At 46.0% G+C, this 21,220-nt stretch carries 23 protein-coding genes and 2 tRNA genes; 16 read left to right on the top strand and 9 right to left on the bottom strand.

What is annotated here, in order from left to right; all coding sequences use genetic code 11:
• Positions 1-51 precede the first annotated feature (51 nt).
• The 5 genes from ACY652_RS13965 to ychF all read right to left on the bottom strand — a co-directional run bounded on the left by ACY652_RS13965 (position 52) and on the right by ychF (position 4,298).
• Complete coding sequence (locus tag ACY652_RS13965; protein ID WP_462264996.1) at positions 52-540, bottom strand: hypothetical protein; 489 nt, start codon at positions 538-540, stop codon at positions 52-54.
• Between the two features lie 9 nt (positions 541-549).
• Positions 550-1,698, bottom strand: coding sequence for a zinc-dependent alcohol dehydrogenase (locus ACY652_RS13960; RefSeq protein WP_462264995.1), 1,149 nt, complete (start codon positions 1,696-1,698; stop codon positions 550-552).
• An 84-nt stretch (positions 1,699-1,782) separates the two neighbouring features.
• Entirely contained in the window at positions 1,783-2,685 is a 903-nt protein-coding gene (locus ACY652_RS13955; protein ID WP_462264994.1) for a manganese catalase family protein, read from the bottom strand.
• Between the two features lie 327 nt (positions 2,686-3,012).
• A tRNA-Arg gene (locus ACY652_RS13950) sits at positions 3,013-3,084 on the bottom strand.
• A 113-nt stretch (positions 3,085-3,197) separates the two neighbouring features.
• On the bottom strand, positions 3,198-4,298 hold the full coding sequence (gene ychF, locus ACY652_RS13945; protein ID WP_462264993.1) for a redox-regulated ATPase YchF: 1,101 nt from the start codon (positions 4,296-4,298) through the stop codon (positions 3,198-3,200).
• Positions 4,299-4,553: 255 nt separating this feature from the next.
• On the opposite strand from ychF, the gene mgtE reads away from it, so the two are divergent.
• The gene (gene mgtE / locus ACY652_RS13940; RefSeq protein ID WP_462264992.1) at positions 4,554-5,915 is read left to right on the top strand and encodes a magnesium transporter; all 1,362 of its coding nucleotides are present in this window, start codon (positions 4,554-4,556) and stop codon (positions 5,913-5,915) included.
• A gap of 69 nt (positions 5,916-5,984) precedes the next feature.
• Positions 5,985-6,467 carry a DUF5362 family protein gene (locus tag ACY652_RS13935; RefSeq protein ID WP_462264991.1) on the top strand — a complete coding sequence of 161 codons (483 nt, stop codon included), beginning with the start codon at positions 5,985-5,987 and terminating at the stop codon, positions 6,465-6,467.
• 225 nt (positions 6,468-6,692) lie between these two features.
• Here the strand turns inward: ACY652_RS13935 and ACY652_RS13930 are convergent, their stop codons facing one another.
• Both ACY652_RS13930 and ACY652_RS13925 read right to left on the bottom strand, forming a co-directional pair.
• Positions 6,693-7,025 (bottom strand): DUF3276 family protein, encoded by a 333-nt coding sequence (locus tag ACY652_RS13930; protein ID WP_462264990.1) that lies wholly within the window; start codon positions 7,023-7,025, stop codon positions 6,693-6,695.
• 127 nt (positions 7,026-7,152) lie between these two features.
• Entirely contained in the window at positions 7,153-8,940 is a 1,788-nt protein-coding gene (locus tag ACY652_RS13925) for an ABC transporter ATP-binding protein (protein WP_462264989.1), read from the bottom strand.
• 316 nt (positions 8,941-9,256) lie between these two features.
• Here ACY652_RS13925 and nusB point away from each other — a divergent pair, with 316 nt between their 5' ends.
• The 11 genes from nusB (at position 9,257) to coaD (ending at position 17,644) form a co-directional block, all read left to right on the top strand.
• Entirely contained in the window at positions 9,257-10,204 is a 948-nt protein-coding gene (nusB, locus tag ACY652_RS13920; protein WP_462264988.1) for a transcription antitermination factor NusB, read from the top strand.
• Between the two features lie 9 nt (positions 10,205-10,213).
• Entirely contained in the window at positions 10,214-10,642 is a 429-nt protein-coding gene (locus ACY652_RS13915; protein ID WP_462264987.1) for a DUF1573 domain-containing protein, read from the top strand.
• An 18-nt stretch (positions 10,643-10,660) separates the two neighbouring features.
• Complete coding sequence (yajC, locus tag ACY652_RS13910) at positions 10,661-10,993, top strand: preprotein translocase subunit YajC (RefSeq protein WP_462264986.1); 333 nt, start codon at positions 10,661-10,663, stop codon at positions 10,991-10,993.
• Positions 10,994-11,085: 92 nt separating this feature from the next.
• A complete protein-coding gene (locus ACY652_RS13905; protein ID WP_462264985.1) occupies positions 11,086-12,033 on the top strand; it encodes a CdaR family protein in 948 nt (315 codons plus the stop codon).
• Positions 12,033-12,638: a dephospho-CoA kinase gene (gene coaE / locus ACY652_RS13900; protein WP_462264984.1), complete on the top strand. Its 606-nt coding sequence runs from the start codon at positions 12,033-12,035 to the stop codon at positions 12,636-12,638. Before ACY652_RS13905 ends, coaE begins: the two co-directional genes overlap by 1 nt.
• A complete protein-coding gene (locus ACY652_RS13895) occupies positions 12,628-13,566 on the top strand; it encodes an MBL fold metallo-hydrolase (protein ID WP_462264983.1) in 939 nt (312 codons plus the stop codon). The genes coaE and ACY652_RS13895 overlap by 11 nt, the downstream gene beginning before the upstream one ends.
• The gene (locus ACY652_RS13890; RefSeq protein WP_462264982.1) at positions 13,566-13,724 is read left to right on the top strand and encodes a DUF5522 domain-containing protein; all 159 of its coding nucleotides are present in this window, start codon (positions 13,566-13,568) and stop codon (positions 13,722-13,724) included. The genes ACY652_RS13895 and ACY652_RS13890 overlap by 1 nt, the downstream gene beginning before the upstream one ends.
• A 41-nt stretch (positions 13,725-13,765) precedes the next feature.
• The gene (locus ACY652_RS13885; protein ID WP_462264981.1) at positions 13,766-14,215 is read left to right on the top strand and encodes a MarR family winged helix-turn-helix transcriptional regulator; all 450 of its coding nucleotides are present in this window, start codon (positions 13,766-13,768) and stop codon (positions 14,213-14,215) included.
• A gap of 156 nt (positions 14,216-14,371) precedes the next feature.
• The gene (locus ACY652_RS13880; protein WP_462264980.1) at positions 14,372-15,613 is read left to right on the top strand and encodes a M16 family metallopeptidase; all 1,242 of its coding nucleotides are present in this window, start codon (positions 14,372-14,374) and stop codon (positions 15,611-15,613) included.
• A gap of 41 nt (positions 15,614-15,654) precedes the next feature.
• Positions 15,655-16,932, top strand: coding sequence for a M16 family metallopeptidase (locus ACY652_RS13875; protein WP_462264979.1), 1,278 nt, complete (start codon positions 15,655-15,657; stop codon positions 16,930-16,932).
• A gap of 235 nt (positions 16,933-17,167) precedes the next feature.
• Positions 17,168-17,644, top strand: a complete 477-nt coding sequence (gene coaD, locus ACY652_RS13870) for a pantetheine-phosphate adenylyltransferase (protein ID WP_462264978.1) — start codon at positions 17,168-17,170, stop codon at positions 17,642-17,644.
• On the opposite strand, the gene ACY652_RS13865 is transcribed toward coaD, so the two are convergent.
• Positions 17,616-18,242: an NUDIX hydrolase gene (locus ACY652_RS13865; RefSeq protein WP_462264977.1), complete on the bottom strand. Its 627-nt coding sequence runs from the start codon at positions 18,240-18,242 to the stop codon at positions 17,616-17,618. The two genes, coaD and ACY652_RS13865, sit on opposite strands and share 29 nt — an antisense overlap.
• On the opposite strand from ACY652_RS13865, the gene pyrE reads away from it, so the two are divergent.
• A complete protein-coding gene (pyrE, locus tag ACY652_RS13860; protein ID WP_462264976.1) occupies positions 18,241-18,888 on the top strand; it encodes an orotate phosphoribosyltransferase in 648 nt (215 codons plus the stop codon). The genes ACY652_RS13865 and pyrE overlap by 2 nt on opposite strands.
• Positions 18,889-18,925: 37 nt before the next feature.
• On the opposite strand, the gene ACY652_RS13855 is transcribed toward pyrE, so the two are convergent.
• The gene (locus ACY652_RS13855) at positions 18,926-19,078 is read right to left on the bottom strand and encodes a hypothetical protein (RefSeq protein WP_462264975.1); all 153 of its coding nucleotides are present in this window, start codon (positions 19,076-19,078) and stop codon (positions 18,926-18,928) included.
• Between the two features lie 200 nt (positions 19,079-19,278).
• On the opposite strand from ACY652_RS13855, the gene ACY652_RS13850 reads away from it, so the two are divergent.
• Both ACY652_RS13850 and ACY652_RS13845 read left to right on the top strand, forming a co-directional pair.
• Complete coding sequence (locus ACY652_RS13850) at positions 19,279-20,907, top strand: ABC-F family ATP-binding cassette domain-containing protein (RefSeq protein WP_462264974.1); 1,629 nt, start codon at positions 19,279-19,281, stop codon at positions 20,905-20,907.
• A gap of 97 nt (positions 20,908-21,004) precedes the next feature.
• Positions 21,005-21,077, top strand: a tRNA-Lys gene (locus ACY652_RS13845).
• Positions 21,078-21,220: the final 143 nt, after the last annotated feature.

Here is a 21,220-nt window from a genome sequence, read left to right as displayed (position 1 = left end):
TGAGCGGTTTTTGCTTTTATAGACAGGTACTTGTAAAAAAGACGAGATTAATTATTTGCGCTTTTTCTTTTTTAACAAACTCAAAGTTACCGCAACAACGGCAGCGCCTACCGCTATTTTGGTAAGTACACCCTTTGGGTCATGCTTCATTTCCGCTTTCCAGCCTTTTTCGGCAATAATGTTAGGAAAATGGCCCTGCTTAATGTCTTCAATTAAACCTTCCACCACGTTGATACGGTCGGCTAACAAGAGCGGCAGCCAGTGCCCGTAGGCCGATTCGCTAAACTTAAACGCATAGCGCCTTATTTTACCGCTCAGCCCTGAAGGCGGAACCGACGTACCCAGTACAGCCGTCAGGTTTGGCCGTTCATTAGACTTTAATATCTCAACGGTTTCGGCCTGTAACGGCGGCCTGTTCCAGTGAATACGCTTGTGATCATCCCCTGTGTAATTTTTCATGGGGTAAGTAGGTTCATTCTTCGGGTCGGCATCTATGCCCCAGCCTTTTATGTCTTTATAGTCTTCAGGTATGGTTTCCATAGTAGTAATTTATTTAGCGGAGGGCAGTAAAACGGTTTTGATACAGTTATCCAGTTTGTTGTTAAAAATCCGGTAGGCATCTGCGGCTTCTTCCAAAGGCACCCGGTGTGTGATGATGCCTTTAGGGTCAAGGCGGCCGGCCTGTATGTGTTCAATCAGCCTCGGCAGTAAACGCTTTACCGAAGCCTGATTGGCGCGGATGGTTAACCCTTTGTTCAGCACATTACCGATTGGCACTAAGTTGTCCGTTGGCCCGTATACCCCCACTACCGATACAATGCCGCCTTTTTTAACCGAATTAATGGCCCAGTGTAACGCCGTAGCAGAACCGGCCTGTAACAGCAGCTTTTTACCTGTAATGGTTTGCAACGCTGAGCCGGAAGCATCAGCCCCTACCGCATCAATACACACATCGGCGCCAAACCAGTCGGTGGTCTTTTTCAGAAAGAGTACCACATCCCCTATCGACCTGAAGTTGTAAGCTTCACATTGGGCATAATTCTTTACAAATTCAAGCCGGTACTCTATATGGTCAATTACAATTACCCGGCCTGCACCAAACAGCCAAGCACATTTGGCCGCCATAATACCTACCGGGCCGGCACCGAACACCACAACCGTATCGCCGGTTTTGATGCCGCCCATTTCGGCAGCCTGGTAGCCGGTGGGCACTACGTCTGTAAGTAACAAGGCATCATCATGGTCCATACCTTCCGGAATAACGGTAGGGCCTACATCGGCATAAGGTACCCGTACATATTCGGCCTGCCCGCCATCATAGCCTCCGGCAGTATGCGAATAACCAAAGATAGCCCCTACCGCCGTAGCCTGCGCGTTAGACTCGTGGCAATTACCATACAAACCCTGCTTACAAAAGGCGCATTCGCCGCAGGCAATATTAAAAGGCACCAGTACATTATCGCCTACCTTAAGCTTTTGCACCAGAGGGCCAACTTCTTCAACCACGCCAATAAACTCATGGCCAAAGGTAGAGCCTACCCGTGTATCGGGCACCAAACCGTGGTACAAGTGTAAATCAGATCCGCAGATGCAGGAACGCGTTACCCTGATGATGGCATCATTAGGGTGCAGTATCTCGGGCATAGGCTTTTCGCTTACACGAACCCGGCCCGGCCCCCGGTAATTAAGTGCTAACATATTTTTTTATGAATTAAACAGATGTAAAAACAAAAAGCCGGCAATCCGCAGATACCTTACCTGCAGATTACCGGCTTATATAAATTATATTTTAATACCCAGTTTTTTGGCCATGTCGGCAAACATCTGAGGATCGTAATCATCAGCGCCGGGGGCGCTCATCTGGGGTTCCTCCTCCAAATCGGGTGGGGTGAAACCTTCGGGTGCACCAAACACCACCTCAAGCGGTTTGCCATCTTCGGGGTGGTTACCGTTCCAGATCAAACCTGCCTGCTGAAAATCATCCTGGCTGTAGGTATACAGTTTTAAATGCAGGCCCTGCTTCTCGAATTTTTGTGTTTCGGGGAAAGCCTTATTGCTCAACTCAGGGGTAGGCACCAGTTTGGTTACATTTACGCCGGTTAAGTGCTCCAGCGCACGTGCATAGGCCACCACGTGCAGGCCGCCGCGCACCAGCAGGTAACTTATCATTTCACGGGCTGTTGGGTCGGTTACCATTTCGTATACCCGCATTTTGTTACCGCGCGCGCCGCACTCCAAAAAGAAGTTATGCAGCAAATCCAGCTTTAGGTTGCCGCTGTTGAATACATTTTGCCCGCTCCAAAAATTACCCATCGAGTCCATTGGCAAGGCAGTTTGCGCTGATGCGGTATAATGGTAAGTGTTGCGGAAATCGGTAGCCTCCTGCAACGGGCCCGGTACCGGATCTTTACCACGCTTGGTGGCGCCGCTCAGCAGCAGATTGATGGCATAGGTTACCGCCTCAATGTGGCTGTACTCCTCACCTGCAATACTGGCAATCACATCATAAAACGGGCGCAGGCGCTTACGGCCGCGAAAATTAAATGACTGAAAGGTGTAGTTCATCAGCGTTGACATTTCGCCAAACTTGCCGCCCAGCAATTCCTGCAAAGCCGCAGCATCGTTAGGTGAGGGATTTTTAGGAATAGGCAGATCAACCGCCATTTTATCAAGTTTTAAAATCATGGTATAATTTTTTTAGAGCAGTTATTTGGTGTAGTAGAAAATCATATCAGGCAGTGGGTAACGCGCCAAGCATTAATGATCAATTAATAAATAGTAGGGAACGGCTAAGATGGGCTACCAGGAGCAAAAAGGAAATATATAACTTGTGCATTAAACAACCCTGTGCCAATGCTTTTGTTTAATTTATTTAAATATAAGTTAAGCCTATTTTTGGCAAACGTTTTAACTTATAACACAAAAGCAGAACCGGGATACATGCACATCAGCAGATTTTAGAAATTGCAAGCACAAAAAAACGCTTAAGTTTTTTACTTAAGCGTTTTTTTGTGCTCCCGAAGGGATTCGAACCCCTATCGATGGTACCGGAAACCATAATTCTATCCATTGAACTACGGGAGCAGCATTGCAAAGATAGCAGTTAGTATCAAGTATCAAGTAGTTAGTACCAAGATTTTGTTTGTGATAATTGATCTAACTACTTAATACTTGATACTAAATACTTCATACACTCATTACACATTAAACCTGAAGTGCATCACATCCCCATCATTTACTACGTAGGTTTTACCTTCCACACCCAACTTACCGGCCTCCTTTACGGCCGCCTCTGAACCGAATTTAATAAAATCATCATATTTGATTACTTCGGCGCGGATGAAGCCCTTCTCAAAATCAGAGTGGATCACGCCTGCGGCCTGCGGGGCGGTAAAGCCCTGGGTGATGGTCCAGGCACGTACCTCCTGCACACCGGCGGTAAAGTAAGTGGCCAGGTTAAGCAGTTTGTAGGCCGCCTTAATCAGTTTGGCCACACCTGATTCTGTTAACCCCAAATCGTCCAGGAACATCTGGCGCTCCTCGTAGGTTTCCAGCTGCGAAATCTCAGATTCTATCTGTGCGGAGATGACCAGCACCTGCGCATTTTCGTCCTTTACGGCCGCTTTTACCTGCTCCACATAGGCATTGCCGGTATTCACGGCTGCTTCGTCTACATTACACACGTAAAGCACCGGCTTGGCGGTTAGCAGCCACAAATCAGCAATGTATTCCTGATCTTCCTCACTTACCGCAGCCGATCGGGCAGATTTGCCTTCGAGCAAATGGTTACGGTAAATGGTTAGTACCTCGAAAGCTTTTTTAGCTTCCTTATCCCCACCGGTCTTAGCCGCTTTTTCTACCTTTTGTATCTTTTTTTCTATCGAATCCAGATCTTTCAACTGCAATTCGGTGTCGATAATCTCTTTGTCGCGTATCGGGTTCACCGAGCCGTCTACATGTATCACATTATCATCGTCAAAGCAGCGCAGCACATGAATAATGGCATTGGTAGCCCGTATGTTACCCAGAAACTGGTTGCCCAGGCCCTCACCTTTGCTGGCGCCCTTTACCAAACCGGCAATGTCAACAATCTCGATGGTGTTGGGCACTACCTTTTGCGGGTTTACCAGTTCGGCCAGTTGGGTAAGGCGTTCATCGGGCACCGTAATTACGCCTACGTTGGGCTCAATGGTACAAAACGGGAAGTTGGCCGCCTGCGCCTTTGCATTTGATAAACAGTTAAACAGTGTTGACTTGCCTACGTTGGGCAATCCCACAATACCACATTGTAAAGCCATCTCTTTTTTGGTTCATTGTTAATAGTTCATGGTTCATGGCATTAAAGCATGAAGCAGATATACTCAATGGCTTATTGTAATGTTCATTTCTATGAACTATCAACCATGAACAATGAACCCGCCAAAAGGCGTAAATTTCGCGCAAAGATAATATAAAACAACCTTTGTATTCTGGAAAAATAAACGACTTTTGCGGGCGTTAGTCTGAACAGGGACGTTGAATAAAATACCAATGTAAAATAGGGGAAATATACGATGGAAGAAATGGTTGAGCAGATAGAGTTGTTGGTGGAACAACACGACGATCAGCAACTGCAGGAATACCTGAATACCCTGAACATATCAGATGTAGAACAACTGATTGATGAGCTTCCGGAATATGGCCCCCGCTTTATTGAAACCCTTTCGCTTAACCGTGCGGTAAATGTATTCCGCATCTTAGACTTTCCCACCCAGGAACGTATCATTAAGCGGCTGCCCGGCTATAAAATTGCCGAGCTGATGAATGAACTGCCGCCCGACGACCGTACTGCTTTATTTGCGGAACTGCATGGCGATGCGGTGAAAAATCTGATTTTGCACCTGCCGCCTGATGACCGCCGCCAGGCACTGGCCTTGTTAGGTTACCCTGAAGACAGCGTAGGCCGGCTGATGACACCTGATTACATTGCCGTAAAAAGCCACTGGGATGTTGAGCGTGTACTGGCACACATCCGCAGGTTTGGTAAAGACTCTGAAACCATTGATGTGATTTATGTAATTGATGACAGCGGCATATTGCTGGACGATATACGTATCCGCGAAATTTTACTGGTGGACCCTGCTACCAAAGTGAGCGAGTTAATGGACAGCCGCCTGATTGGTTTAAACGTGAACGACCCGCAGGAGGAAGTGATTAACACATTCAGGATGAATAACCGGGTGGCGCTACCGGTTACCGATAATGAGCAGATACTATTGGGTATTGTAACCGTAGATGATATTTTGTGGATCGCCAACGAGGAGTATACGGAGGATATTCAAAAAATTGGTGGCACCGAGGCTTTAGACGAACCTTACCTGGATATTGCCCTGTTCAGGCTGGTGAAAAAGCGGGTAGGCTGGTTGATAATTTTATTTTTGAGCGAAATGCTGACCGCCACCGCGATGGGTTTTTTTGAAGCGCAGATTCAAAAAGCGGTAGTACTGGCCTTGTTTATCCCGTTAATAATTTCCAGCGGCGGCAACAGCGGCTCGCAGGCTTCTACCCTGATTATACAGGCCATGGCATTGGGGGAAGTTACCGTAGCCGACTGGTGGCGGGTAATGCGCCGCGAAATATTATCAGGCCTGATGCTGGGCGGAACGCTGGGCATCATCGGCTTTTTCCGCATTTATGCCTGGACGTTTTTTAGCAATATATACGGCCCGCACTGGCTGCTGGTGGCTTTAACGGTAGGCATTGCATTAGTAGGTATTGTATTGTGGGGCTCCCTGGCCGGCTCTATGCTGCCCCTGCTGCTCAAAAAAGCAGGGCTTGACCCGGCCACTTCTTCGGCCCCGTTTGTGGCAACACTGGTAGATGTAACCGGATTGATTATTTACTTCAGTATTGCTGTTTTAATTATGCGGATATAATATTCTTCTTTAATTGTTCTGTGTTTTAAAGTTTTTATATCTTTAGGCTCAATCAGACATTAAAACACAATGGAAGAAACTACAGAAATTTACAACACCCCTGTTCCCGAACCGGGCAACATGGTACTTACCACACAAGCACAGGATTATTTACGCCAGGCCGGTGGCTGGGCTAAATTTTTAGGCATTATCGGGTTTATCTTTACAGGGTTTATCTTCCTGGGCGCCCTGTCAATAGGCAGTGCAATGACTTCGATGGCAGGCGCATCGCCGATGTTTGCCGTTTTTGCCGGCGCAGGCACTATTATTACCATAATTTATTTATTGGCTGCCGTATTGTGCTTTTTTTTGTCCCTATACGTTTACCAGTTTGGCGATAGGGTTAAGAACGGTGTTTTATATGGCGACAGTCAAAATGTAGCCAGCGGTTTGGGAAAGCTGAAATCGCTCTTTAAGTTATATGGCATATTTATCATTGTTTACCTTGCATTCGTAATATTGATATTTATTGCATTTGCAATAGGTATGGGCATGTCTTCTCACATGAGATAACTTACAATATTTCATAAGTAAAAAGCTCCGGTGAGACACAACCTCACCGGAGCTTTTTTATAGCCGGGTATTTTTTAATAGACAGGTACATCATATGATTATTGATCCATCCTCTACTATGCACATATCAATATTGGTATATTGGTATTGCAGTTGTCTACCAACAAAAAGCCCGTCTCTTGCGGACAGGCTTCATTTGAACAGTATGATGTACAGGTTTACTGCTTATGCATTGTATGAAAAATCATTTTCAGCAGGAACACGTGCATTTGCCCCTGCCTCACCAAACTCATACCGCTTCTCGCTCACGTCCTGATGGGCTTTGATATATTCTACTGTATCTTTCAAGCCTTCAGCAAATTTTTCAAAGTCCTCCTTATACAAGAATATCTTATGCTTGATAAAAGATCCGTCTTCCAAACGTTTCTTGCTTTCGGTAATAGTTATATAATAATCGTTTGAACGGGTTGCCTTTACATCAAAAAAATAAGTGCGTTTGCCTGCCCTTACTTTTTTCGAGTGCACTTCGTCCCGGTCCCTGCTTTCAAAATCTCCCATTGCTTATAAGTGTTGTTTAAGTTTGATTGGCCTAAATATATTAAAATATACCCGCAGTAAATATTTATACCACAATATTTTTCGATGATGTAATATTATTTTACCATTTGTGCAGAACTAAAGGAGTTTAGAGGTTTTCCTGTTCTTCAAGCAATTGCTTTTCATACAAATCAAAATACAGACCTTTCATTTCCATTAAGGCCGTATGGTTACCCTGTTCGGCTATGCAACCTTCATCCATCACCAGTATATGGTCGGCATTTTTAATGGTAGATATACGGTGAGCTATAATAATACTGGTTTTACCCTGCATGATATGCCCCAGGTTATTTAATATTTCCTCTTCGGTACGGGTATCTACGGCTGACAGGCAATCATCAAAAATCAAAATCTGCGGCTGTTTAACAATAGCCCTGGCGATGGATACACGCTGCTTTTGCCCGCCCGACAGGGTAATACCCCGCTCACCAATCATGGTATCAAAACCATCTTCAAACTCAATAATATTCTGATACACTGCTGCATCGCGGGCAGCCTGCTCTACCTTGGGCATATCCAGCACATCAGCACTAAAAGCAATATTACGTGCAATGGTATCCGAGAACAAAAACACCTCCTGCGGCACAAAGCCCAGCTGCGAACGATAGCTGTTTAAGTTTAAACCAGTGAGTAGCTGTCCGTCAATGCTGATTTCACCGCCCGATACGTCATACATCCGCATCAGTAGATTAGCCACCGTAGATTTACCTGAACCGGTACGGCCAATTATGGCCAGCATCTGCCCCGGTTCAACTGAAAAGGATACCTTATTAAGCGCCTGTATACCTGTATCGGGATAAGTAAAGCTTACTTCGTTAAAACTAATCCGCCCCTGTACAGGGTGTGGTGCGGCGGCAGGAGAAATAATTTCAGGCTCCTGCTGCAAAAACTGGTTGATACGCTTTTGCGAGGCCGCTGCCCGCTGAATTAACGAAGTAACCCAGCCCAATGAAAGTACCGGAAAGGTGAGCTGATTAAGGTACACTATAAACTCGGCAATATTACCCGATGTGATGCTGCCCTTCATCACTTCTATGCCGCCGATATAAATGGTGAGGATAATGCTCAGACCCACCAGCAACAGCATCATGGGATAGAACAGGGCCTGCACCTTTACCAGCTTCATTGAATGCATTTTATAGTTTTCGCTCTCCGCCTCAAATTTTTGGTTGATAAAACCTTCGCGCACATAAGATTTAATAACCCTGATACCGGAGATATTTTCCTGCACAAAGCTTGACAGCCCCGAAAGCCGCTCCTGTATACGCTCGCTGCGGTAATTGATAATTCCGTTTACATAATAAATGCCCACCACCAGTATGGGTAACGGCAGCAATGAAAATACAGTGAGGCGCACATTAACGGTGAGCATGGCATAAAACACCAGCACAAACAGTACAAGGGTATTAATGGCATACATAATGCCCGGCCCCAGGTACATGCGCACACGGCTAACATCCTCGGTAGCACGGTTCATTAAATCGCCGGTATTGTGCCTGCGGTAAAAGGCTAAGGAAAGGGCCTGGTAATGCTGGTATATCTCGTTTTTCAGATCATACTCAATATGGCGCGACATCAGGATGATGGTTTGCCGCATAAAAAACAGAAACAGCCCGCGTATAAGCGATAATACCAATACCAACGCGCCGAATAACAGTAAGCTGGCACCAAAAATTTCATAAATAATATGCTGGCGGTTAAAGCCGTTAAACAAACGGTACAGTTTGATATTTTCCACCACCAGATCAAACGCAATACGGATGACCTGCGCGGGCAGCACACTAAAAATGTTGGAGATGACCACAAACAAAATACCCGGTATTAACCGCCAGCGGTATTTGTAAATGAACTTGTTTAAATAGGCTAAGTGTTTCATAGCTGCCTGCAAAGGTAATGGATTAGGTTGACAGGTTTATTTTTCATTCAGGTGCATCTGCTTAAATTAAAAAACAACAGCCTGCAATTTCAATGCAGGGGCGACACACCATTTGCATTGAAATTTTGTACCTTTGCAAAAAATTTCACGAGGCATTTGGCGGCTTCAGACAGTAGAATAGCGCAATTTGTTTTTAAACAAAACTTTAGCTTGTTTAAAGCATTTGTAGTGTTAAACGGCTGTATTTATTTTGCTGCCGCACTAATGAAATTAAGAGTTAAGTATTAATTACCGCATCTACTAATCGTTCTTATACATGTTAAACAGAAGGCATCTTCGCGTAAAAGTATTACAAGCCCTTTACAGCTATCACCAGTCGGATGATAAAGACGTCAGTCTGCATGAAAAAAACCTGCTGACCAGTGTGGACAAGGTTTTTGAAATGTACATCTGGATGCTGTCATTAATTGATGAGGTAGCCGAGTATTCACACCGCGATGCAGAGGAGCGGGCCAACAAGCACCTGCCTACGGCTGATGATCTGGCGCCTAATCTTAAAATTACTCAAAACCGTTTCCTGCTATCACTTGCGCAAAACAAAGATTACATCGCTGCGCTGAAAAAGTACAAAGTATCCTGGGACTTTGATCCTGAACTGGCTAAATCACTGTTTATCATTCTTAAAAACTCGCAGGAATACAAAGATTACCTGGTAAAAACAGACGATACCCTGCATTCAGATAAAGACATTATTAAATTTATCTTTAAGAAGGTAATTCTGAAATCATCGCTGGCCGAGCAGGTATTTGAGGATAAGTTTATCTTCTGGCCGGTTGACAAAGAAATACTGCAGGCGCTGATTGCCAAAACATTCAAAAATTTCTCGTCAGACAATCCGCAGGAAAACAACCTGGCCGAAGTAACGGGGAATTGGGTGGAAGACCGTGAATTTATTGTGAATTTATTTGAGCAAGCCATCAGGTACAACAAAGAATACCAAGAACTGATTAACGGTAAAACCCAGAACTGGGAGCCTGAGCGTATTGCCATGATGGACACCCTGCTGATGAAGATGGCGATTACCGAATTTATTAACTTTGCCTCGGTACCGGTAAAGGTAACGATAAATGAGTACCTCGAAATTGCCAAAGAATTCAGCACGCCTAAAAGCAACTCGTTTATTAATGGTATTTTAGATAAATTGCTTACAGATTTGAAAGAGGCCAACCGCGTGCGCAAAACCGGCAGAGGATTAATTGAATAACCCGATACCATGAAAACCTATTTATTAACATTGTGTGCCGCCGGCCTTTTGCTGGCTGCCTGCCATAACCAACCCAACAAGAGCAGTGTAGTAAGCACTACGCCCGCCGGCGCTGCAGCTGATGCTCCGGTAATGAAGTTTAAAGACATTACCCACGATTTTGGTAAAGTAAAAGCCGGCGCGGTAGTTAGCTATGCCTTTGAATTTACCAATAACGGCAAATCGCCGCTTATTATCAGTAATGCACAGGCATCATGCGGCTGTACCACGCCTGAGTGGCCGCATACCCCGGTAGCACCCGGCAGCACCGGAAAAATTAAAGTAAGTTTTAACAGTGCCGGCCGTGCCGGGTTACAGGACAAACAAATTACCATGACTGCCAATACCAACCCGGCGCAAACCATGGTGCACCTTATTGGCGAGGTAACCACTAAATAATTATTTTAAGCAACATACATGACAGCAACAATTTTTTTAATGCAGCCCACGGGCGGCGGTGGTGGTATCATGGGCTTCCTGCCCATGATTCTGATCGTTATTGTATTTTATTTCTTCATGATCAGGCCACAGATGAAGAAACAAAAAGACCAGAAGAAATATGTGGACGAACTTAAAAAAGGCGACCGCATTATTACCAACTCGGGCATGCATGGCCGCATTTACGAGGTAGGCGACACCACCTTTTTAATAGAAGCAGAAGGCGGCACCCGCATCCGTTTTGATAAGGCGGCTATTTCGCTGGAGGCATCAAAGGCGCTCAATACACCATCTGTTGCAACAAAGGCATAATTAACCAAAAGCTTTAAAAATAAAATGCCGTTCTGCTTGTAAATAGCCGAACGGCATTTTAATTTCAATCCTTCAATATCATTACGCTGCTAATGCCCATTATCAAACTTACCGCCGCCGAGAAGAGACGGGTAACCATCTTTAGCACCTGTTTAGTGCTGGCTATAGTGGCGTGGCTGTTAACGGGATTAAGCAGCAGTTATACCTATAAGGTAACCGGAATACTAACCTATAAGAACGCACCGCAGCGGCGGGCCTTTCATTCCCAACAACCCGATACTGTAGAGGTACTGCAACAAGGCACCGGCTGGCAGATGCTATTTTCGGGCTTAAGCAGTACAAAAACGCATATCCCGGTGGATCTGCACACGCTCGAACATCAGGATTACCTTGTACTTAGCCGCCAGCTACCTGCTATCAATGCTACAAACAGTACAGGACACAAAATCTTACTGATCAGTCCCGATACGTTGTACTATGATTTCAGCAAACGCGTAAGCAGGAAGATTCCGGTTCAGGTGGTGGCTACCATTAATTATCAGCCCCAGTATGCACCCTACAAGCCGGCGGTAATCAGTCCGGCTTATGTAACCGTAAGCGGCCCCGGCAATGTTATTGCCGGGGTAAAGTTCTGGAAAACAGATTCGCTTAAACTTAATAATGTTAATGAAACTGTAAATGCCCGGGTTAAGTTAAGCCCGGTTAAAGAAGGCAACATCAGTGTATACCCAAAAACTGTAGCAGTGCAATTGCCGGTTGATGAATTTACCGAGAAATCGGTATGGGTACCGGTAAAACTGATTAACAACCCCAGATATTATAACATAAAGATTTTTCCGCAAAAGGTAAAGGTTACCTTTACCACGGCACTCAAAAGGTATAGCGAAACAGATGATAATTATTTTGAGGCTACCGCCGATCTGCAGTTATGGACAGATCATCAAACCAGTATATTGCCGGTAAACCTGATCAGGGTACCCGCTTATGGCCGTGTACTGCGTATAGAGCCCCGCACCGTAGATTTTATGATTACCAAATAATGCTGAAGATAGGAATTACAGGCAACATCGGCAGCGGCAAAACCACCATCAGTAAAGTATTTGAACTGCTGGGCGTGCCGGTTTTTTATGCCGATGATGAGGCCAAAAAGGTAATGGTAACAGATACGCTACTCGTTGAAGCCGTAAAATCCGCCTTTGGCAGCGAGGCTTACTTTACCGATGGCGGCCTGAACCGCAAATATATAGCCGGCAAAGTATTTAATGAGCCGGCCGAATTGAGTAAACTTAACGCCATTGTGCATCCGGCCGTGTTCCGCGCGTTCGATGCCTGGGCGGCCTTGCATCCGGCAGCGCCCTATCTAATTAAAGAAGCGGCGCTGCTGTTTGAAAGCGGTTCGTACCAGCTTTGCCATCGTACCATTGCGGTAACCGCCCCTCATGAGCAGCGTCTGCAAAGGGTTATTAAGCGCGACAACATTTCTTATGCCGAGGCCGAAAGCAGGAACGCCCGCCAATGGCCCGAGGAAGATAAAGTAAAACTGGCTGCCTTTACCATTCATAATAACGAAAGCCAGCTCATCATCCCGCAACTTATACAGTTGCATCAAACGTTTCTTACCCTTGCCGCCAGCCATGATTATTGATGATTTTCTGGTCTGCAATCAAAACGGTGTCTATTGTTCGTACGGCGATTTCTATCTCGACCCAAAGCAACCGGTAGATACGGCCCTCATCTCGCATGCCCATGCCGACCATGCCATACCCGGTAACCGCCAGGTATTTTGTACGCCCGGCACCGCTGCCTTTATGCAGTTTAGATATGGTAAAAGCGCAGGCAAACAGTTTACGCTCACCCGCTGGAATGAGGAATATAAGGTGGGTAACGTTACTATAACTTTTATTCCCGCAGGCCATATCTTAGGCTCGGCGCAAATTTTAATGGTATATAAAGGGGTACGTTACCTGTACACCGGTGATTATAAACTGCAGCCCGACCCTACCTGCGAACCATTGCAATACGTGGAAGCCGATGTGCTGATTACGGAAAGCACCTTTGCCAATCCTGCCGTTCAGCACCCCGATCCGGTGGCGGAAATACAAAAGTTAAGCGATATTAAAAGTAATATTCTGCTGGGCGCTTACGCCTTGGGCAAAGCACAGCGCATTACCGCTTTAATTAATACCTATGTACCGCAAAAAAAGGTACTGGTGCATCACCGGATAATGCCTTTACATCAAATTTACCAGAATGCAGGCCGGCAATTAGGCAGTTATCAATTGTATGGCCGCAAACTGATGAAAACGCAGCAGGAGTTTATATATATAGTACCGCCGCTTACCTTCAACAGCTACCGGCAGGCCACGGGCGTAAAGCGCCTGTTTGCTTCGGGCTGGAGTAATTTGCAGGTGAACGCACAGGACACCCTCTATATCTCGGACCATGTAGACTGGGCAGGCATTATTGCTGCTATTGCGCAGGTACAGCCTGCCCAGGTATGGACGCTGCATGGCAACGGCCAGCAACTTAAAGCACATTTTAAAAATAGCATTGTGGTTAAAATACTCAACTGATGCTGCAGGAAAACATTGATTATTATATTAATTCGGATGGCTTGTACGTGTTTACCCGCGAATATCACTTAAAGCGCGGCTATTGTTGTAAGAATAAATGCTTGCACTGCCCCTGGAATTTTGGCCAACCCAAGCCGGGCAAACAAAGAAAAAAATAAGTTAAGCATATTTGTACCTTTGTTTTCCGTTCCAAAACCACATGCAGATAGATAAAGAGATACAGGCCAGTAAGTTTGAGGATGATTACCACAAAGTAGTTATTAATATTGCTTATACCTCTGGCTGGCTGAACAACCTTTTGCGATACGAACTGGAAAAGTACAAGCTTACCGGCCAGCAGTTTAATGTGCTGCGTATTCTGCGCGGCCGCTTCCCGCAGCCGGCTACCGTAAACCTTATCAAGGAGCGCATGGTTGACAAGATGTCTGATGCCTCGCGCATTGTAGACCGCCTGGTGCAGAAAGGCCTGGTATCGCGCTGTACCAATAACAAGGACCGCCGTTCGGTTGATATCCGCATCAGCGATGCAGGGCTTGAGGTTTTAAGCCAGATGGATAATCAGTTCAAAACAAAAGATTTTATTAAAAGCAATCTTACCGAACAGGAAGCTGCCACTTTAAGCGATTTGCTGGATAAATTGCGGGGATAGTCATTCCTTCAATCTCGTTGCTTATTAACACCAACTATACAGCGCCGCACTTCAGTATTTTGGTAATGCTGTTGTAAAGGATTGACCGTTCCCATAGCTTCCGTTAGGTACTTCGGGTAAAAATTCTACCTTTGTTCATTTACAAAAATATAATCCATGGTTCAATTTGAACGGTTTACACTGAGCAACGGCCTCCGGGTACTTGTTCATGAAGATCATACTACGCCCATGGCGGTAGTAAACGTTTTATACGATGTTGGCGCCCGCGATGAACAACCTGACCAAACCGGCTTTGCCCACTTGTTTGAGCACCTGATGTTTGGCGGCTCTGTTAACGTTCCGGTTTATGATGAACCCCTGCAACGGGTAGGCGGCGAAAACAATGCCTTTACCAGCAACGATATTACCAACTATTATATCACCCTGCCATCGGCCAACCTTGAAACCGCCTTCTGGCTGGAGAGCGACCGGATGCTGAACCTCGCTTTCAGTGAAAAAAGCCTGGAAGTACAGCGCAACGTGGTAATTGAGGAATTTAAACAGCGCTACTTAAATCAGCCCTACGGCGATGTATGGTTACGTCTGCGCCCGTTGGTATACAAGCAGCATCCGTATCAATGGGCTACTATTGGTAAAGAAATCAGCCATATAGAAAATGCGAAGATTGAAGATGTAAAGGCCTTCTTCACCAAACACTACAACCCGCAGAATGCCATTATGGTGGTAGGCGGCGATGTTACACTGGCACAGGTAAAGGAGTTAGCCGAAAAATGGTTTGCCCCTATTCCAGCCGGCGAGCGCTATGTACGCCAGCTGCCGCATGAGCCCGAACAGAACGACGAACGCCGCGAAACGGTAACTGCCAAAGTACCGCTGAACGATGTGTATGTAGCCTTCCAAATGCCCGGCCGTACCGATGCAGCGTATTACGCCATTGATCTGCTGTCCGACGTATTATCGCGCGGTCACTCTTCGCGCCTGTACCAGAGTTTGGTAAAGGAGCAGCCGCTGTTCAGCGAGATACATGCGTATATGACCGGTAGTCTGGATAAAGGCATGTTTGTGGTAGAAGGTAAACCGCTGGAAGATGTAAGTATAGAAGATGCCGAAACTGCCATCTGGCGCGAACTGGAAAAGCTGAAAACAGAACCGGTGCCCGACAACGAACTGACCAAGGTAAAGAACAAAACCGAATCAACCATGGTATTTGCCGAAATGGGCTTGCTGGATAAGGCCATGAACCTGGCTTACTTTGAACTGCTGGGCGATGCCGGTTTGCTGAACCACGAAACCGGTCGGTATCTTGCCGTTACCGCCGATGCTATACAAAGCCAGGCCCGGCAACTATTCCGCAGGGATAACTCATCAACATTAATTTATCTGGCCGAAACGGCTTAATTTAAGGTACTGCCTGTGGCAATACAAGTAGTTAATCAACAATGCTAAACAGAACCATAGCCCCTCAGTCGAACGCGATTGAGCAGATACATTTATTAGAGCCGCAGCACAAAACGCTTGGTAACGGCTGTCAGTTGTACTGGTTTGATTCGGGCGGGCAGGAGCTGGTACGTATAGAATGGGTATTTGCCAACCTGCGCTTTGATCCGGCCAGGCCGCTGCTTAACCCGGCAACCAACAGCTTGCTTACCGAAGGTACCAGCCAGCTTACTGCATCGCAGATTGCCGAACAGGTAGATTACTGCGGCGCTTTTTTACAGGCCGATTATGGCTTTGATCATTCGCAGGTAACTCTGTACACCCTCAATAAGCACCTGGGCGCTACCCTGCCTATTATAAAGGATATGCTTACCGATTCTGTTTATCCGGAAAAGGAACTGCAAACTTACATCCGCAATCAGCAGCAAAAGCTGCAGGTGAGCCTGCAGAAAAATGATATGGTAGCCCGCCGCCTGTTCAATAAAGCGGTGTATGGCAATACCTTGTATGGCCTTACCGCCGAGGCGGAAGATTATCAGCAATTAAACCGAGAGCACCTGCTGGCCCACTTTAAACAGATGTATCAGCCCGGCAACTGCACCTTGTTTGTAGCCGGTAAAATTGATAACGGATTACTGGCGCAGTTAGAAACAATGTTCGGCGATGAATGGCCTGCCGCATCTGCCACGGCCGACATTACGCAGCCGGAGGCACAGCCGGCAACTGAGCACTTTTATTTTAAGGAAAAGCCCGATGCCCTGCAATCGGCCATACGCATGGGTACACTTACTGTAAACCGCACACATCCCGACTTCCCGGCACTGCAGGTGTTAAATACGGTATTGGGCGGTTATTTCGGCTCGCGCCTGATGGCCAACATCCGTGAGGATAAAGGTTATACTTATGGTATTGGCTCGGGCGTTACCTCACTAAAGCAGTGCGGGTCGCTGTTCATCGCCTCCGAGGTGGGTGCCGATGTATGCCGCGATGCCGTGAAAGAAATTGAGAAAGAGATAAACCTGCTACGTACGGAACTGATTACGGAGGAAGAATTGTCGCTGGTACGCAATTATATGCTGGGCTCGCTTTTAGGCAGTTTAGAGAATGTGTTTTCACATGCCGATAAGTTCAAGAACGTATTTTATTCCGGCCTGAACAACGCTTATTACAGCCGCTACACCGAGGTGGTAAAAACAGTTACCGCCGAAGAATTACAACGGCTGGCTAATACCTATCTGAATTTTGACGGATTTTACAAGGTAATTGCAGGAAAGTATTGATTTTAAATCAAAATCCGCAGTATCAAGAGCTGCCAGCACAATTTGTGCTGGCTATCAGTTTGCATCATTGTTCATCCCTCTGCCTTATGTTCCCCGCTTCTTGAGAACAAAAGCTTTAAGAGCAGGTATGGCTGTGCTGATAACTATCCGATCCCAGAAATTCAAATCAGGAACGAAGCTTACTGCTGACCTGTACAAAAATATTATCTTTATGCTTATCAACTAACAATAAGACATGAAAACCGCCCTTTTCCCCGGCTCATTCGACCCTATCACCAAAGCGCATGTGGATATTGTGAAGAGGGCCTTGCCCCTGTTTGATGAGGTATACATCAGCGTAGGCGTAAACAGTACAAAAAAAGGGCTGCTCAGTGTTGGTCAGCGCGAACAGATGCTGAGGGCGGTATTTGCCAATGAGCCCAAGATCAGGGTTACCGCTTACGAAGGCTTAACCATTGATTACTGCCGCACCATCAGCGCCGATTATATGATACGCGGCATACGCACGGTATCAGACTTTGAATATGAGAAAGCCATAGCGCAAATGAACCACGCACTGGCTCCCGATGTGGAAAGCATCTTTATTGTAAGCAAGCCGGGCTACTCCTCTATCAGCTCCACTATTGTGCGCGAAATTTTGCGCTATAAAGGCGACATAAGCCAGTTTGTACCTGCCGAGGCGCTTACTTTTCTGCAGTCAGCCGCGCTTTAACCAGCACATCCATTATAGAGGGGAAGGTATTGGCGGGCACGGTTTGGGCAATTTCCTTTTCATCAAACCAGCGCACATCGGTAATACCTTCCTCAGTTTGCGGCTTTAGCTGCCCCTTGCCTTTAAAGCGCATATCAAACCAATAGGTGCGTTTCAGCACTAGTTCATCTTTAAGGATATAGGCATGGTAGGTTTTGCAGATACGCTTGCCGCATTTGCTTATCTTAATACCGCATTCCTCTTCCACTTCACGCACAGCGCCCTGTTTGGGCTTTTCGCCTTTTTCCAGTTTACCTTTGGGTAAATCCCATTTGTTGTTGCGGTAAATAAACAGGTACTGGCTGTCCTTGTGCTGCACCAATCCGCCTGCTGCATCAATTACAAGCATTTGCTTCCTAATGTTCTTCAACTGCTTCCTGGCATCGGCACACACCATAAGGTAAGTATCTGCTTTTTTACGGCGCGCAGCTTCAGCATAAAATTTTTTAAAATCAAAGCCCTGCTGATCAATGAGTTTATGCTTTTCTGCATCGGCAGGCGCAGTTTCTGCAATCAGCAGCACTTTATCGTTGATATAAATTCTGTACTTTTGAGCCATGTTTGATACTAATGAGGTGGAACAGCAGGTGGCTGAGTTTCTTTTGCAAATTAAAGCAATTAAATTACAACCTGCCAATCCTTTTACCTGGGCTTCGGGCTGGAAATCGCCTATTTATTGCGATAACCGGGTAACTTTATCATATCCCGCTATACGTACCTACATCAGGCAGAAACTAAGCACATTGATACAGGAAGAATTTGGCGCGGTAAGCTGCATTGCAGGCGTAGCTACGGCTGGCATTCCGCAGGGCGTACTGGTAGCGCAGGAGTTGGGATTGCCCTTTATTTATGTCCGGTCGAAACCGAAAGAACACGGCACCGGCAAGATGATTGAGGGCGAAATTTTGCCCGGCAAGCGCGTAGCAGTGGTAGAAGACCTGATATCAACTGGTAAAAGCAGCCTGGAAGCCGTTGCCGCCCTGCGTGCCGAGGGTGTGGAAGTAGCCGGCCTGGCTGCCATATTCAGCTACGGTTTTGATGCCAGTGTTGAAAACTTTAAACAGGCCAAATGCCGCTTTGCCACGTTATCTAACTACAACGCGCTTATTAAATTTGCAGAAGACAAGCAATATATCTCAACTGATGCCGCTGCACTGCTGAAACAATGGCGGCAGGATCCTGCCAACTGGGGTAAGCAGGGGTAAAAAGCAGAATTGAATTTAATGCAATTAGCAGGTATGCCTACTTGTTCATTTTGTTTTGCTGCCTGTTCAGTACAGCAATAACGTTGGCAATAATTAATCCGGTGATGGCTATAGTCATGGAATTAATGCTTTGAGGTTGTGCAGTGGTACCAATAATGTTACAACATTTGTTCCATAATATTTTAATCACTGATTTTCAATTCAATAAGGCTTTCAAATTTAATTGGGCTTACTGATGTGTAAAACAGGCCACACCAGTGTAGAAAATAATGGTAGTATTGAGCATAAATTCCGCATTGTCACTCTATCATAAAATCGGTTACATGTTTACTTGTAGCACCTGTTTTAACCGCGTTTTTTAGCTATATTTGCGCCAAAATAGCGGGCAGCATGATTACAGTATCCAATTTATCCCTTCGCTACGGCAAACGCACTTTATTTGAAGAAGTTAACCTAAAGTTTACGCAGGGCAACTGCTATGGCATTATAGGAGCCAACGGTGCAGGGAAATCTACTTTTTTGAAAATTCTTTCCGGCGAAGTTGATCCTACCAGCGGCTCAGTAAGTTTTACCCCCGGCGAGCGTATGGCGGTGCTAAAACAGAACCACTATGAGTTTGATGAGTTTCCGGTGATTGAAACCGTGCTGATGGGCCACCAGCAGCTTTACAGCACCATGAAGGAAAAAGATGCCATCTACCTGAAAGAGGATTTTACTGATGCCGACGGGGAACGTGCCGGGGAACTGGAAACCATATTTGCCGAGATGGATGGCTGGAATGCAGAAAGCAATGCCGCTACCCTGCTGAGTAACCTGGGCATTAAAGAAGACCTGCACTACAAATTACTAAACGAATTAGACGGCAACCAAAAAGTACGTGTACTGCTGGCACAGGCCCTGTTTGGCAAACCCGATATTTTGCTGCTGGATGAGCCGACCAATGACCTGGACATTCATACCATCAGCTGGCTGGAAGACTTTCTGGCCGGTTATGAAGCCATTGTACTGGTGGTATCGCACGACAGGCACTTTTTAGATACCGTGTGTACCCACATTGTGGACATCGACTTTGCCAAGATGACCATCTATACCGGTAATTATACTTTCTGGTACGAATCAAGCCAGCTGGCCCTGAAACAGCGTTCCGATCAGAATAAAAAGACGGAGGACCGGGTAAAGGAACTGCAGGAATTTATCCGCCGCTTTAGCGCTAACGCCTCGAAATCAAAGCAGGCTACCAGTCGTAAAAAAGCACTGGATAAAATTAACCTTGATGAGATCAAGCCTTCTAACCGTAAGTACCCGGCTATTATGTTCAATCAGATGACCCGCGAAGCAGGCGACCAGATTTTACAAATCGAAAAACTGGGTAAAACGCTGAACGGTGAAGTACTGTTTAACGATATTAACCTGATGGTGAATAAAGGGGACAAAGTTGCCGTGCTTTCTCAAAACAGTTTGGCTACCTCTGCCTTTTATGACATTTTAAGCGGCCGCGACAAAGATTACACCGGCAGCTTTAAATGGGGCGTTACCATTAACCCGGCGGATATGCCAATTGATAACGCCGAATACTTTAAAGGGAAGGACATGAACCTGATTGACTGGCTGCGCGAATATTCGCCCGGCGATAAAGACGAGCAATTTGTGCGCGGCTTTTTAGGCCGGATGTTGTTTTCGGGCGAGGAAGTGCTGAAAAAAAGCACTGTACTATCGGGTGGCGAAAAAATGCGCTGTATGTTTAGCCGCATGATGCTGCAGCAGCCCAACCTGCTGCTGTTTGATGAGCCAACCAACCACCTGGACCTGGAATCTATTACGGCCCTGAACAACGGCATGCGCGACTTTAAAGGCACTATTCTGTTCACCTCGCGCGACCATGAGCTGACCCAAACCGTAGCTACACGCGTTATTGAGCTTACCCCCGGCGGCATGATTGACAAGATGATGAACTACGACGATTATATTAACAGCGGCGCCGTACAGAAGCAGCGCGAAGAAATGTATGCGATGGCATAGTTATCAATTCGGCAAAGCCGTATAGCCGGAAGCAGCCTTTCAAGCATCCGGCTTTGCTGAATCTATAAAAAATTATATATTTGCACATCTCAAAAATGACTAGGTAGCTCAGTTGGTAGAGCAACTGACTCTTAATCAGTGGGTCGAGAGTTCGAGCCTCTCCCTGGTCACATATTACAAAAACGTCCTTTTCAATATTGAAAAGGACGTTTTGTTTTGGCAGCAGGTTGAAAATTGGATTTAACTGCTTGGTTTCAAATTGCTTTATAATTCGGGCATGTGTGAGTTACCTTTAAAAAGTATATAGATCCCA

The organism is Mucilaginibacter sp. (assembly GCF_965200995.1).
Taxonomy (GTDB): domain Bacteria; phylum Bacteroidota; class Bacteroidia; order Sphingobacteriales; family Sphingobacteriaceae; genus Mucilaginibacter.
This window is presented reverse-complemented; position numbering and strand designations above follow the sequence as displayed.